The following is a 14222-nucleotide window of genomic DNA, read 5'->3' as shown; positions in this document are numbered from 1 at the left end:
TTACACCTCTTCCATATAACGTTTTATACTCTCTACATCCTTATCACCGCGGCCAGATAAACAAATGACAAGCCCTTCGTCCTTCTTCATTTGCGGCGCTAATTTTAATGCATATGCGACAGCATGCGAGCTTTCTAAAGCCGGAATAATCCCTTCTTTTTTCGTTAATAATTGAAATGCTTCTAACGCTTCATCATCAGTAATGGAATGATAAGAAACGCGGCCAATATCTTTTAGCAAGCTATGTTCTGGCCCAACACCTGGGTAATCAAGTCCTGCTGAAATAGAGTGTGCTTCTTGAATTTGTCCTTCTTCATTTTGCAGAAGGTACATCATCGATCCGTGTAAAACACCAACGCTTCCTTTCGTTAAAGTCGCTGCGTGCTGTTCTGTATGAACGCCTTTCCCTGCTGCTTCTACGCCGTAAAGAGCGACTTCTTCATCGTGTACGAACGGATAAAACATGCCCATCGCATTACTACCACCGCCAATACAAGCAACGACTGCTTCTGGTAACTTTCCTTCTAACGCCTCATATTGTTTTTTCGTTTCTTTCCCAATTACACTTTGGAAATCACGGACAATTTGTGGGAATGGATGTGGCCCGAGAACAGATCCCATAATGTAGTGCGTATCATGCACATGTGAAACCCAGTAACGAAGCGCCTCGTTTACCGCATCTTTTAATGTTCCGCTACCTGCCGCTACACTTTCTACTTTCGCTCCGAGTAATTCCATTCGAAACACATTTAATTTTTGACGTCTCACATCTTCTTCCCCCATAAAGATGACGCATTCTAATCCAAGTAGGGCACATACAGTAGCGGTTGCCACTCCGTGTTGTCCAGCCCCTGTTTCAGCGACAACTTTTTTCTTGCCCATTCGTACTGCAAGAAGTGCCTGACCGATTGTATTGTTAATTTTATGAGCTCCTGTATGGTTCAAATCTTCACGTTTTAAATAAATCTTTGCACCGCCGCAATACTTCGTCATATTTTCAGCGAAATAAAGCGGTGTTTCTCTTCCGACGTACGTTGTTAAATAATGATTTAATTCCTTTTGAAACGCTTCATCTTGCATAGATTCTTTATATGCTTCTTCTAGTTCTAATACAGATTGCATTAACGTTTCTGGAACGTATCGTCCTCCGTATATACCGTAGTGGCCTTTTTCATCTGGATATGCGTAGTTCATTTGGAACACTCCTTCGCTTTTTTAATAAATTGTTTTATTTTCTTTAAATCTTTCTTTCCTTCTGTCTCCACTCCGCTACTTACATCGACCATATACGGCTGAATAGTTTGAATCGCTTCTTCTATATTAAGAGCGTTTAATCCACCAGCTAATATCGTTTTCTCTCGCAACTCTTTTGGCATATGCTCAAGTAGTGCCCATGAAAATTTCTTTCCATTTCCTCCGCGAAACTTTTCTTTCGGGCTATCAAACAATATATAATCCGTTTCATATGTTTGAGCGTTTTTCATATCAGCCTCTGAAGTTACTCCTAGCGCTTTTATAGACGGAATATTCAATCTTCTAATTTGATGATTATCTTCATCCCCATGTAGTTGCACATGCGTTAACCCGCATTCATCTGCAATTTTCTGGATCTCTTCTACTGATTCATTTACGAAAACACCGATTTTTAATACGTTTGCTGGAATCTCCTGAATGATTTCTTTCGCTAGCCTTGGAGTGATTTTCCGCTTACTTTCTGCAAAAACAAATCCGAGTGCATCAACTCCGTATTCACAAGCACGGTTTGCCGTTTCAACATCAGTGATGCCGCAAATTTTCACTTTCATATGTTCACCTTACAATCTTCAAAAAAGGTACGAATAGAAGATGATGTCATGAGTGCTTCTCCAACTAATACACCTTTCGCTCCAGCTCGTTTGACACGAATAATATCTTCTTTTGAATGAATCCCGCTTTCACTAATCCAAAGTAATTTCTCCTCGTTTAATCGTTTTCCAAGTTTTTCTGTTTGGCTTAAATCGACTTCGAATGTTTTTAAATTACGGTTGTTAATACCGATAACGTGCGGATTTAATTGGATTGCAATTTCTAATTCCTGTTCATCATGAACTTCAACGATCGCTTCTAATCCTTTTTCTAGTACGTAGCTATAAAGCTCTTTTAACTTTTCTTTCGTTAACGCCGCTACGATTAATAAAATAAGATCTGCACCAGCTTCATACGCCCTATCAATTTGGATTTTATCAATTATAAAATCTTTGCATAAAAGCGGAATGTTACTTTCTGCTCTTGCAGTTTGTAAATCGTGAAACGATCCTTTAAAAAATTGACCGTCTGTTAAAACCGAAACTGCTCCTGCACCGCATTCTTCATAAGTTTTCACTTGTTTTCGTACATCAACGTGTACATTAATATCTCCTTTTGATGGTGATGCTCGCTTTACTTCTGCAATAACAGTAAATTGCTCTAAAGCTTTTACGAGTGAGTATGTTTTTCTTTTTTCATTCCCTGGTGTATATGTTTCATATAACTCCGCAACTTCTTTTTTCTTCTGCTCTACAATTTTGTCTAAAATCGTCCTCACCTTAATTCACCCTTTCTAATTTTTCGTTGCTTGCTGTAATTAATAAGTTTAGTTTGGCTAATGCTTTTCCAGAGTCAATGCTATGTGTCGCTATTTTAATTCCCTCTTCAATCGTTTCCGCTTTTCCGTTTGCGAAAAGAGCGAGCCCTGCATTTAATAACACGGTATCGCGGTAAACACTCTTTTCTCCATTTAATACGCCGAGCGTAATCTTTGCATTTTCTATTGAATTCCCGCCTCTAATTTCTTCATTTTTCACTTTTGAAAAACCATACTTTTCCGGATCGATACTCATTTCTACTATTTCATTATCTTTTAAAAGGGCTACGTGATTTTCTCCCTGTAATGATGCTTCATCTAAAAAACCACTTCCATTTACGACAAGCGCTTGTGTCCGCCCTAACTTCTGTAATACTTGCGCAACTGGTAATAACATATCTCGTTTATAAATACCGACAAATTGTGTTTCTAAGTTAACAGGATTCGTTAAAGGCCCAATTAAGTTAAAGATTGTCGGCACATTTAATTCTTTTCTTATTTTCATAATGCGCCTTAATGCTGGGTGCATCGCTGGTGCGAATAAGAAAGCGATACCGACATGCTCTAGTAAATAATCAATTTCGCTTGGCGTACTGCTAATATTTACACCGAGTTCTTCTAATAAATCCGCACTTCCTGTTTTACTAGAAACAGCACGATTACCATGCTTTGCCACCTTTACACCTGCTCCTGCTAGTACGAATGCCGATGTTGTACTTACATTGAACGTTTGGGCACCGTCACCACCTGTTCCGCAATTGTCCATCGCGCCTTCTATATGGTTTGAAAACGGCAATGCTTTTTCACGAAGAGCACGAACGAGGCCATATATTTCTTCTGCTGTTTCACCTTTCGCTTTCAGTAATACTAAGAAAGCTGCTACTTCACTTTCCAATATGTTGTCACTTAATAAAAGAAGTCCCGCTTCATACATTTCTTCTTCTGTTAAATGTTGTCCCTCCACTAATTTACGAAGATAGGTATTCATACTCTCTCCTCCTCTTTTACTTCTCCTAAAAAAGCACGTATTAACTTTCCGCCTTCTTCTGTTGCGATTGATTCTGGATGAAACTGTAACCCGAAAAGCGGATAATAATTATGACGAACCGCCATTATTTCTCCATCATCCATAGCATTTGCTAACACATCAAAACATTGTGGTAAACTCGCTTGCTCTGCAACAAGTGAATGGTAGCGCATCGCTGTTAGTGGATGCGTCACGTACGAAAAGATTGACGTTCCGTTATGTTTCACACGCGATGTTTTTCCGTGTTTAATGTGCTCCGCTCTTACAATTTCTCCTCCAAATGCCGATATAATTGCCTGATGGCCGAGACAAATCCCTAATATGGGAACGTTCTTATAGAAATGACGAATAACTTCGATACAAATACCAGCATCTTCTGGTTTTCCTGGTCCTGGTGAAAGCACAATTCCTTTTGGATTTATCTCTTCTAACTGTTCTATCGTTATTTGATCATTTCTTACGACTACAATTTCTTCTTCGTATTCGCCTAACAGTTGGTACAAGTTATATGTGAACGAATCGTAATTATCGATGAGTACAATCATTTCATTACCTCCAAAAGCGCCCTCGCTTTATTTAACGTTTCTTCATATTCAGCTACCGGATCTGAATCGTAGACGATACCTGCTCCTGCCTGAACATATGCTTTTTCATCTTTTACAACCATCGTTCGAATGGCGAGCGCCATATCAAGATTTCCTGAGAATGAAATATATCCAACAGCTCCGGCATATACATTTCTTTTTTCATGCTCTAACGTATTGATAATTTCCATCGCTCTAATTTTCGGAGCTCCCGAAACCGTCCCCGCTGGTAAACAATACGCTAATGCGTCAAATCCGCTCATTCGTTTTCGCAATGTTCCGTAAACTTCAGATACAATGTGCATGACGTGAGAATATTTTTCTACTTTCATATATTTATCTATCGTCACAGATCCAATTTCACTCACTCTGCCAATATCGTTTCGTCCAAGATCCACAAGCATCATATGCTCTGCTCGTTCTTTCTCGTTTTCTAACAGTTCTTTTTCAATTTCCGCATCTTCCTGCTTTGTTTTCCCTCTCGGTCTCGTACCCGCAATTGGATTTGTCATCACTTTATCGTCTCTAACTGATAACAAGCTTTCTGGTGAAGAACCGAGTACAACATAATCTTGAAAATCGATATAAAACATATATGGTGATGGATTCGCAATGCGAAGCTTGCGGTATAAAGCGAAAGGATCACCTTTACACTCGCTTTGCAAACGCTGAGATAGTACGACTTGGAATATGTCCCCTGCTCGTATATGCTCTTTCGCCGTTTCTACCATCATGCAAAACTCTTTTTCCGTTATAGAAGAAGTGAATGATAATGTTGATTGTATCTCCTTTACTTCCGCTTCTTTTCCTTTTAGCACTTCTTCTTTGTATACTTGCAACCTTTCGTATACTTCTTCATAATCTACTGAATCATCTTGCCCGCATACATATACAAACGACAACTTTTGGCGTAAATGATCGTAAACGATAAACTCACGATATAGTAAAAGGTGTACTTCTGGAATATTTAATGGATCGTGTAAATCTGCTCCAATGTTTTCATACTGCCGAATGACGTCATACCCTATATAACCAACTGCTCCCCCGCAAAATGGGAATGGGCTCTCTACTTGCGATGATGCAATTCCCCCTTCTAACACTTGCAGTACGTTACCTTGCAACTTTTCTGTTTGCCCATGTGTCGTTCGTTCGACTTCCATACCAATGCTTTTCACTTCTCCATACGGATTACAACCTAAGTAAGAATAGCGCCCTTTATCTTGATGAAGCTGTGAGCTCTCTAATAAAAACTTCTTCTTCCCTGTCATACGTCTATATAAAGAAATTGGCGTAATGCTATCTCCTTCTTCTTCAGCGATTACTAAAAATGTTTTTCCTTGTTCTTTTTGCTTCATAAATTCCTCTTTTGTCATCATGCCTTTCACCTCACTCTGAAAAATAAAAAAGCCCCCTACATATCGAAATATGTAGAGGACGATAAATTTACCGTGGTACCACCTCATGTTGGATGCAAAAGCATCCCGCTTTATTCAGGTACAAAATATATACCTTATCCTTGTAACGGCGGAACCCGGGTTGCCTACTGAATAAAATTGTTCAGCATACCTCTCGTAAGCCCATTCCGTATATGGCACCGTACCGGGCTCCCACCTGTCCCCGACTCTCTAAAACGTCTCCAATATACGTACTCTTCTTACTTAAACGATTTAACATATTTAATTTTTTGTACACAAAAAGGGAGTACTCATCCTATAGAAAGGACGGGTACTCCCGTGGTGCCACCTTAATTCGTTACGAATGTAACGCACTTTACCGTATCAAAAACAATACGTGTCTCTTGTATCGATGAGATCATGTCGCCAAAGCCTACTTCTTTCGTTTCGGTTTGGAAGCTCCGAAGCCCATTCCACATCAATCCCATACTGATTCGCACCAACCATCAGCTCTCTGACATGTTCATCATGTGTACTCTTCTTCATCAACGCTTGCATTTTTTTAAGTTGCACTCATTATAGACTTAACTTTTTTCACAAGTCAATACTTTTTTCGAAAAAAATATTTTTCCCTTCTTTCAATATTATATTGACAAAACAACGTGTTTTTATGTAAATATAATAAATACTCTATTAAAATTAAGGTTTTTTGCTAGAAAGTCATATATCCCAAAAGTAAAGAGCTGTCAAAAAACGCTTAAATTTCAGAAAATTCGTATTTGCGCATGGATTTTTCTGAATAATCATGATAGATTATAAAGTGAAACTTTAATCAGTGGGGGTTTTGTTCATCCCCGATTGATTATTAGCCTTCACCAATCGGGCATTTACGGGCAGTTGATCTCCCACCTAACTTCCTTGCCCAGTCAATTTTAAGGTGTGGGAGTTTTACTGCCCGTTAATGCGGGATAAATATGCAAAATGCATCAAAAGACATGACAAAAGGAAGGGGAACTACATGAGTACGCAGATGTTAACTTTAACTTCTATCTCTATTTACATGCTCGGGATGTTAGTAATCGGCTATTTCGCCTACAAACGAACATCCAACTTAACAGATTATATGCTTGGCGGTCGTACACTAGGCCCGGCAGTAACAGCATTAAGTGCTGGAGCATCCGATATGAGTGGCTGGCTTTTAATGGGATTACCCGGTGCAATGTTTAGCGTTGGATTAAGTAGTAGTTGGATTGCAATTGGCCTAACACTAGGCGCATACGCAAACTGGCTATATGTCGCTCCTCGCTTACGTACCTACTCTGAAATTGCAAACAACTCTATTACTATCCCAGAATTTTTGGAACACCGTTTCCACGACAAATCTCACATGCTACGCTTAGTATCCGGACTTGTTATTATGATTTTCTTTACTTTCTATGTAGCTTCAGGGTTAGTTTCAGGCGCTGTATTATTTGAAAATTCATTTGGTATGAACTATCATATTGGATTATTCATTGTAGCAAGCGTCGTTGTAGCTTACACATTATTTGGTGGTTTCTTAGCAGTAAGTTGGACAGACTTCGTGCAAGGAATCATTATGGTAGTTGCTCTTATTCTTGTTCCTATCGTAACAATTATGAATGCAAACGGACTTGGACCTGCATTTGATACAATTCGCTCTGTAGATCCAACACGTTTAGATATTTTTAAAGGTGCCTCCACTTTAGGAATGATTTCTTTATTCGCATGGGGCCTTGGTTATGTTGGACAACCTCATATTATCGTACGCTTTATGGCAATTTCTTCTGTAAAAGAACTGAAAAGCGCACGAAGAATTGGTATGAGCTGGATGATTTTCTCTGTTGTCGGAGCTATGTTTACTGGTCTTATCGGTATTGCCTACTATTCACAACAAGAGTTGACATTATCTAACCCAGAGACAATTTTCCTTGAGCTTGGAAAAATTTTATTCCATCCACTTATTACTGGATTTTTATTAGCTGCGATTTTAGCTGCAATTATGAGTACAATTTCATCTCAACTTCTCGTTACTTCAAGTGCTGTAACAGAAGACTTATATCGTACCTTCTTTAAACGCTCTGCTTCTGATAAAGAGCTTGTATTTGTCGGTCGTATGGCTGTTCTTGGTATCGCATTAGTTGGGTGCGCATTAGCGTTTAAACAAAATGATACGATTTTAGCTCTTGTTGGATACGCTTGGGCTGGATTTGGTTCTTCATTTGGACCAGCTATTTTATTAAGTCTATATTGGAAACGCATGACGAAATGGGGCGCACTTGCTGGTATGATTTCTGGTGCCGCTACTGTTATAATATGGACTCAATTTAAATTCTTAACAAACTTCTTATATGAAATGATTCCTGGTTTCACAATTAGTTTACTAGCAATCGTAATCGTTAGTTTACTAACACAACCTTCAAAAGAAGTTGAAGAGCAATTTGAGAATTTCGAAAAACAACATAGTGATAGTCTATAAAAAAGAAATCTCTGCTGTTATCGTAACAGCAGAGATTTTTTTACAGTTCGACAATCTTCTTCTCAAATTTAACAAATTCTTTATGTTTCGTTAAATTTAACATAACACTACTCCTTTATAGTATTAGTATTAGCACTTATACAGAAAGGGGACTCCAACATGTTAGCAGCTTTCCAGCAACAACATATAAGAAAATTTTCACCTATTACAAATACTTCTGCTTCTCGTTTAAACATTCAACCTAATCCACCCAAAATTTCAATTGCTCCTTCTGTTATTTCCGTTATCGGTATTCATATGCAAAAAAATAAGTTGAAAATAAAAACTGGACAAAGTGCGGATTTATCAGCTTCCGTTTTGCCAATGCAAGCAGCAAATAAAGAACTTATTTGGACAAATATGAATTCTGACATCATTACCATATATCCAAAAGGAGATACGGTAACGATTACTGGAAAAAGTGCAGGAAGAGCAGTCGTAATTGTTACAACTGCTGAAGGAAAATTTCGTGACCTATGCGTCATTCATGTACAACCTTATATGACAAACCCAAAGTAAAAGAGTGGCTACGAAGCCACTCTTTTACTTTATTTCAATGTGGGGATTTTTACTTTTTACGAGATTGATGAATTGTTCTTTATCTTTAGGAGAAATAATCTCTGTTTTATGTACGCCGTAAACAATTTCAAGTCGATCGAATGATAATGCGTGAGCTGCTATTGGGTTTTTCGTATTTGAAATTTGTTTTATATCTCGTATAAATATACATTTTTTTACGAGACCTGATCTAATAGTAATTGTTTCTTTCCCGACAATATATTTTGTTGAAAACCAACTCCAAATAAATACTATTGCCAATGGAATTGTAAAAAACAAAAGAAAATATTCTCTCCCTGCAAATATTGGAGCAAAACAGGCGCCTAAAATAATGAAAAAGATTGAATATAACCATGCGTCTTTTTTTGATGGAAATTCCACTACACTCCCCCCTTCTTCACCTAAATTTCTACAAAACAAAAAGAGAAGTATCTTAACTTCTCTTTTCTCCGCTAACATTATAATTCCTGTGTATACACTGGCTCGTTCACCACATTTTTTGCTGTTCTTTTTTGTTGCTGCAGTAAGAAAACAGATACACCAAACAATACGAGCGTGCTGCCGATAATTTGCATTGCGTTTAATTTTTCTCCCAGTAAGAAAAATGCTAGTATAGACGCCCCAACTGGTTCTCCTAAAATACTCATCGAAATTGTTGTTGCATTTACGTAGTTTAATAACCAATTATTAATGACATGTGACACTGTCGGTACAATCGCAAGTAAAAGAAAAACGGTCCAGTCCCACTTCGTATAACCTGTAAAAGGCACTTGCAGCACGATATTATAAATCCCCATAAAAATACCTGCGAATGCAAAAACTGTAAAGCTATAAATCCAGTGTGATACTTTCTTTACTGTCGTTTGCCCGATAAATAAATAACCGACAACCGCTATTACACTTAAAAAGGATAATATATCTCCATAAATTGCTTGTTTACTTAAACCTAAATCTCCCCAACCAATACACATTACACCTAATATAGCGATACCCATCGTTGCAATGGCTGAGTAGGTTGTTCTTTCTTTAAATAGAAAAAAACCTCCAACTAAAGACACGATCGGTTGAAGTGCTAAAATAATTGTCGAGCTAGCAACTGTTGTATGCTTTAAAGACTCAAACCATAAAAGAAAATGTAGCGCTAAAAAGAATCCAGATCCAATTAAAAATCCCCAATCTTTTATTTGAATCTTCTGGAACTCTTCCCGCTTCTTCCAAACGATAGGCAGCATAATAAGTACAATAATCCATAAACGATACATACTTAAGATGGAAGATGGTGCTGAGGACATCTTTACAAAAACTGCTGCGAATGAAATAGCTATAATGGAAATGGCTAACGGTAGTGCAATTGATCTTTCTTGTTTCAAATTCTGTCTCCCCTCTCACCTGTCAAAAATCCCACTTCATTATATCCGTTTTCTTTCCTAACTTAAATACTAATTTTTTAGATTCTTCGTACCATTATGGTAAAATAGAAATTAAGGCACCTATTAGTGAATCGTCCTTTCATTTTCACTATAAGCGTCGCCCTTACAATCATTACAGTAAATTTTTATTTAGGGGGATCTACATGAATCAAACAATAGGGAGAATTGAGGAAATTTCATTTTATAGCGCATCACTTCAAGAAGATGTTACGCTTTTAGTTTACTTACCAGTAAATTACACGCCACTGCACAAACATACAGTTGTAATTGCACAAGATGGTAGAGATTATTTTCAGCTCGGTAAAGCACACCGTGTAATTGAAAGCCTTCGTGAAACTGAAGAAATTGACCGCACAATTATTGTCGGTATTCCATATAAAAACGTACACGATCGTAAGGAAAAATATTTCCCAAGCGATGTAAAGAATGCTGCTTATATTCGTTTCCTTGCTCACGAGCTTGCTCCATATATCGATGAAAATTATCCAACGTATCAAATGGGTAAAGGTCGCGTTTTAATTGGAGATTCTCTTGGCGGTACAGTTTCCTTTATGACTGCACTTATGTATCCGCATACATTCGGTAAAGTCGTTATGCAATCACCATTTGTTGACGAAACAGTAATGAACTTAGCAAAAGAATTCAAAGATCCACAGGCTTTAGAACTTTATCACGTCATTGGTACAGAAGAAACAGCTGTAAAGCGCACTGATGGACAAGTATCTGATTTCGTAGAACCGAACCGTGAGCTTAATACTCTTCTTACAGATAGAAATTTCATCACGCATTACGAAGAGTTTGAAGGTAATCATACTTGGAAGTATTGGCAGGCTGACTTACCGAAAGCCTTCTCTCATATTCTATCAATGAAATAATAGAGAGCAGTGTTCAGAATAATTTGATATAATAGATAAAGAGATTTATTTTTCTCAAAATCTAACTAGACTTACAAAGGGAGGAATTGGAACATGAAATTAGGCATTGTAATTTTTCCATCTAAAATGATTCAAGATAAAGCGAACGGATTGCGTAAGCGTTATGATCCGCACTACGCATTAGTTCCGCCACATATTACATTGAAAACACCCTTTGAGACGCAAGATGAACAATTAGAATCGATTGTAAACGAGCTACATACAATCGCAAATAAAACGAACCCTTTCACCCTTCATGTCGGAAAAGTTGGTTCATTCGCACCTGTTAATAATGTTCTTTATTTTAAAGTAGAAAAAACACCTGAACTTACTTTCTTAAATGAAGAAATGCATAGCGGATTATTCACGCAAGAACGCGAATACGCTTTCGTACCTCATTTAACAATCGGACAAGGTTTATCAGATGCAGAGCATGCTGATGTATTAGGTCGATTACGTATGAAAGATTTCTATTATGAACAACCAATTGATCGCTTCCATCTTCTATATCAATTAGAAAACGGAACATGGACTGTACACGAAACATTCCATCTTGGAAAGGGGAACAACTAATTTGCACGCACAGATCGTACAAACAGACGAACAACTAAGAGATGCATTCTCTGTACGTAAGCAAGTATTCGTGAATGAACAACGCGTTTCTGCTGAAGAAGAGTATGATGAGTTTGAAGAAACATCAACACACGTTGTTATATATGATAATGATGTTCCAGTTGGTGCTGGTCGTTTTCGCACCATTGATGGAATAGGAAAAATGGAACGCATTTGCGTACTAGCTTCCCATCGTAAAAAAGGCATTGGAAAAATTGTAATGGATGCACTTGAAGCATATGCAAAAAAAAACTCGCTACCAAAATTGAAACTTCATGCCCAAACACATGCTGAAGATTTCTATAAAAAACTTGGATACGTAACGAGTTCTGATGTATTTATGGAAGCAAATATTCCTCACATCGTTATGATAAAAGAATTGTAATTTGAAAACAGGAGGTAGCCCCTCCTGTTTTTTACATTGCTATTTTCTTTTTCTTCCGCTAAAGTTAAATGTTGATGCTATAGTTTTGAAGGTGAATATATGACACAAGAAAAATTTTCACAAAAATCGTTAACACACGCTGATATTCCGCGTGCGACATATCATATTCCGAAAACATCTACCCATTTAATTATGGAAGAAGATGCAGATGCGGCGTATTTCCGCGCTCTCGAACAGCAAAATGTTTTTCTAAACGAAAAACAATTAGAAGCTGTGCGAACGACAGAAGGTCCTGTTCTTACATTGGCTGGTGCCGGAAGCGGAAAAACTTCTGTTTTAACAACCCGCGTTGGTTATTTAGTAAATGTAAAACAAGTTCATCCACGGAATATTTTATTGCTTACATTTACACAAAAAGCGGCTGAAGAAATCCGAAGTCGTGTAGCAAATTTACCAGGTATGAATCGTGCCACAAGTAGCTATGTTGTTGCTGGTACATTCCACTCTGTCTTTTTAAAATTGCTTCGTAGCCAAGGATATAATCAGCAAATTTTAGCAAATGAAAAACATAAACAAATTATGATAAAGAAAATTTTAAAAGAATTACGTTTAAAAGACGGTTATGATGCGGAAACGATGCTCGCTATGATTTCCCTTGAAAAAAACAACTTAAATCGTCCGAAAGATGTAAAAGCGAAAACACCAGTTGAACAAGAATTTAAAGAAGTATACGAACGTTTTGAAGAGGTAAAACAACGATATAATTATATCGATTTCGACGACATCTTATTAGAAACATATTATATGTTAGAAAATAACGCTCCCTTACTTACTCAATTACAACAACGTTTTCACTATATTGAAGTAGATGAGTTCCAAGATACATCGTATGCACAATATGAAATTGTAAAATTGTTAGCCACGCCAAGAAATAATTTATTTATCGCAGGTGATGATGATCAAGCGATCTATGGCTGGCGAGGAGCAAGTCATCAAATTATTTTATCTTTCCCAAAGGAATTTGATAATACAACGATTATCGCGCTTAATACGAATTATCGATCCAATCCATTTATCGTTGGACTTGGAAATGAAGTTATCAAACTAAATCAAGAGCGTTTTGATAAAGAGCTATATTCTGTTCGTGAAGAAGGTGTACAACCATTTTACGCACGACCAGCTACAACTCTTGATGAAGCAAATCAAATTTTACAGCTCATTCAAGAGAAAGTAGATAGTGGCGAACGAAACTATAAAGATTTTTGTTTACTGTATCGCACACATTCTGTAAGCCGTTCGTTACTTGATCAGCTTACAATTCATAAAATCCCGTTTATTAAACACGGTGCGAGTCAATCCTTTTACGAGCACTCTTTAATTAGACCTGTATTAGATCATTTACGACTCGTGATTGAACCGTTTCGCCTAGAATCTCTTTCTAACATATTACCAACTATGTATATCGGCCGAGATGAGTGCATTTCCTTTATTGAACGTGAGCAATGGAAATATGGTGAAGGTCGTTTCCCTTCTCTTCTTCATTTCTTATTATTAAATCCGAGCTTGAAACCTTTTCAAGTAAAAAAGGTAAATGAGCGCATTGATTTTATTAAATTTATAAAAGAACTAGAACCGAAAAAAGCATTAAAAGAAATTATTCATGGTAAAGGAAAATATTTAGAGTACTTACAAAGTAACGATCGTTCTTCCTTTACGATGCATAAAGACATCCAAGAAGAAATGTTAGAAGAATTAATGGAGTCTGCAACTCGTTTCACCGATATTCCAGCTTACTTACAATTTATTGACGAGGCGATTCAAGGTCAAAAAGAAATGGAAGCATTAAAAACTATGCCGCAAAAAGATGCCGTTTCGCTTATGTCCATTCATAACGCAAAAGGCCTTGAGTTTCCATGCGTCTTTTTACTTGGAGCGAGCGATGGTATTTTGCCGCATACTTCTTCTTTAAAAGACGCAAATGACCGTGTAACGGAAACTTCTGAAGCACTAGAGGAAGAACGACGATTACTCTATGTCGCAATTACACGTGCGAAAGAAGAACTTTACATTTCTTCTCCGCAATTTTTCAGAGGAAAGAAATTAGACATATCTCGTTTTTTATATACTACAAGAAAAGACTTACCTGAAAAGACATCCACTAAATAAGGATGTCTTTTCTC

General features: G+C 37.3%; 14 protein-coding genes and 2 other annotated features. Of the genes, 6 read left to right on the top strand and 8 right to left on the bottom strand.

Annotated elements, in window-relative coordinates; translation table 11 throughout:
- From trpB to trpE, 6 genes are read right to left on the bottom strand one after another with little or no spacing between them, the layout of a single operon-like run.
- Nucleotides 1–1194, bottom strand: a complete 1194-nt coding sequence (trpB, locus tag ACS2MN_RS07490; protein ID WP_001105049.1) for a tryptophan synthase subunit beta — start codon at nt 1192–1194, stop codon at nt 1–3.
- On the bottom strand, nt 1191–1805 hold the full coding sequence (locus ACS2MN_RS07485) for a phosphoribosylanthranilate isomerase (RefSeq protein WP_087949165.1): 615 nt from the start codon (nt 1803–1805) through the stop codon (nt 1191–1193). Before ACS2MN_RS07485 ends, trpB begins: the two co-directional genes overlap by 4 nt.
- On the bottom strand, nt 1802–2563 hold the full coding sequence (trpC, locus tag ACS2MN_RS07480; protein WP_088055460.1) for an indole-3-glycerol phosphate synthase TrpC: 762 nt from the start codon (nt 2561–2563) through the stop codon (nt 1802–1804). Before trpC ends, ACS2MN_RS07485 begins: the two co-directional genes overlap by 4 nt.
- Before the next feature lies 1 nt (nt 2564).
- Nucleotides 2565–3590 carry an anthranilate phosphoribosyltransferase gene (trpD, locus tag ACS2MN_RS07475; protein ID WP_087949167.1) on the bottom strand — a complete coding sequence of 342 codons (1026 nt, stop codon included), beginning with the start codon at nt 3588–3590 and terminating at the stop codon, nt 2565–2567.
- Nucleotides 3587–4174: an aminodeoxychorismate/anthranilate synthase component II gene (locus ACS2MN_RS07470; RefSeq protein WP_087949168.1), complete on the bottom strand. Its 588-nt coding sequence runs from the start codon at nt 4172–4174 to the stop codon at nt 3587–3589. Before ACS2MN_RS07470 ends, trpD begins: the two co-directional genes overlap by 4 nt.
- Nucleotides 4171–5589: an anthranilate synthase component I gene (gene trpE / locus ACS2MN_RS07465; RefSeq protein ID WP_346994095.1), complete on the bottom strand. Its 1419-nt coding sequence runs from the start codon at nt 5587–5589 to the stop codon at nt 4171–4173. Before trpE ends, ACS2MN_RS07470 begins: the two co-directional genes overlap by 4 nt.
- 51 nt (nt 5590–5640) lie before the next feature.
- Nucleotides 5641–5885 (bottom strand) — a binding site (T-box leader).
- Between the two features lie 42 nt (nt 5886–5927).
- Nucleotides 5928–6165 (bottom strand) — a binding site (T-box leader).
- Nucleotides 6166–6625: 460 nt separating this feature from the next.
- Between trpE and putP the strand changes: the two genes are divergently transcribed.
- Complete coding sequence (putP, locus tag ACS2MN_RS07460; protein WP_000107200.1) at nt 6626–8104, top strand: sodium/proline symporter PutP; 1479 nt, start codon at nt 6626–6628, stop codon at nt 8102–8104.
- Nucleotides 8105–8263: 159 nt separating this feature from the next.
- The gene (locus ACS2MN_RS07455; RefSeq protein WP_000878713.1) at nt 8264–8662 is read left to right on the top strand and encodes an Ig-like domain-containing protein; all 399 of its coding nucleotides are present in this window, start codon (nt 8264–8266) and stop codon (nt 8660–8662) included.
- 24 nt (nt 8663–8686) lie between these two features.
- Here ACS2MN_RS07455 and ACS2MN_RS07450 read toward each other — a convergent pair whose 3' ends face one another.
- A complete protein-coding gene (locus ACS2MN_RS07450; RefSeq protein ID WP_043322835.1) occupies nt 8687–9082 on the bottom strand; it encodes a PH domain-containing protein in 396 nt (131 codons plus the stop codon).
- A 77-nt stretch (nt 9083–9159) separates the two neighbouring features.
- Nucleotides 9160–10071, bottom strand: a complete 912-nt coding sequence (locus tag ACS2MN_RS07445) for a DMT family transporter (protein ID WP_000808240.1) — start codon at nt 10069–10071, stop codon at nt 9160–9162.
- Nucleotides 10072–10274: 203 nt separating this feature from the next.
- On the opposite strand from ACS2MN_RS07445, the gene ACS2MN_RS07440 reads away from it, so the two are divergent.
- The 4 genes from ACS2MN_RS07440 to ACS2MN_RS07425 all read left to right on the top strand — a co-directional run bounded on the left by ACS2MN_RS07440 (nt 10275) and on the right by ACS2MN_RS07425 (nt 14208).
- Entirely contained in the window at nt 10275–11006 is a 732-nt protein-coding gene (locus ACS2MN_RS07440) for an alpha/beta hydrolase (RefSeq protein ID WP_001076855.1), read from the top strand.
- Between the two features lie 93 nt (nt 11007–11099).
- Entirely contained in the window at nt 11100–11618 is a 519-nt protein-coding gene (locus tag ACS2MN_RS07435; protein WP_000765873.1) for a YjcG family protein, read from the top strand.
- 1 nt (nt 11619) lies between these two features.
- Nucleotides 11620–12042: a GNAT family N-acetyltransferase gene (locus ACS2MN_RS07430; protein ID WP_000543300.1), complete on the top strand. Its 423-nt coding sequence runs from the start codon at nt 11620–11622 to the stop codon at nt 12040–12042.
- A 99-nt stretch (nt 12043–12141) separates the two neighbouring features.
- Entirely contained in the window at nt 12142–14208 is a 2067-nt protein-coding gene (locus ACS2MN_RS07425; protein ID WP_000191189.1) for an ATP-dependent helicase, read from the top strand.
- Nucleotides 14209–14222 lie beyond the last annotated feature (14 nt).

The sequence above is a fragment of the Bacillus cereus group sp. BceL062 genome (genome assembly GCF_051780025.1).
GTDB lineage: Bacteria > Bacillota > Bacilli > Bacillales > Bacillaceae_G > Bacillus_A > Bacillus_A toyonensis.
Note: the sequence above shows the minus strand (reverse complement) of the source record. Positions and strands in the feature narration are given on the sequence as shown.

Excerpts from the sequence above, each read along its gene's own strand:
- trpB (WP_001105049.1), bottom strand. The coding sequence starts at position 1,194 with ATGAACTACGCATATCCAGATGAAAAAGGCCACTACGGTATATACGGA.
- ACS2MN_RS07435 (WP_000765873.1), top strand. The coding sequence starts at position 11,100 with ATGAAATTAGGCATTGTAATTTTTCCATCTAAAATGATTCAAGATAAA.
- ACS2MN_RS07485 (WP_087949165.1), bottom strand. The coding sequence starts at position 1,805 with ATGAAAGTGAAAATTTGCGGCATCACTGATGTTGAAACGGCAAACCGT.
- ACS2MN_RS07455 (WP_000878713.1), top strand. The coding sequence starts at position 8,264 with ATGTTAGCAGCTTTCCAGCAACAACATATAAGAAAATTTTCACCTATT.
- putP (WP_000107200.1), top strand. The coding sequence starts at position 6,626 with ATGAGTACGCAGATGTTAACTTTAACTTCTATCTCTATTTACATGCTC.
- ACS2MN_RS07425 (WP_000191189.1), top strand. The coding sequence starts at position 12,142 with ATGACACAAGAAAAATTTTCACAAAAATCGTTAACACACGCTGATATT.
- trpE (WP_346994095.1), bottom strand. The coding sequence starts at position 5,589 with ATGATGACAAAAGAGGAATTTATGAAGCAAAAAGAACAAGGAAAAACA.
- trpD (WP_087949167.1), bottom strand. The coding sequence starts at position 3,590 with ATGAATACCTATCTTCGTAAATTAGTGGAGGGACAACATTTAACAGAA.
- ACS2MN_RS07470 (WP_087949168.1), bottom strand. The coding sequence starts at position 4,174 with ATGATTGTACTCATCGATAATTACGATTCGTTCACATATAACTTGTAC.
- ACS2MN_RS07440 (WP_001076855.1), top strand. The coding sequence starts at position 10,275 with ATGAATCAAACAATAGGGAGAATTGAGGAAATTTCATTTTATAGCGCA.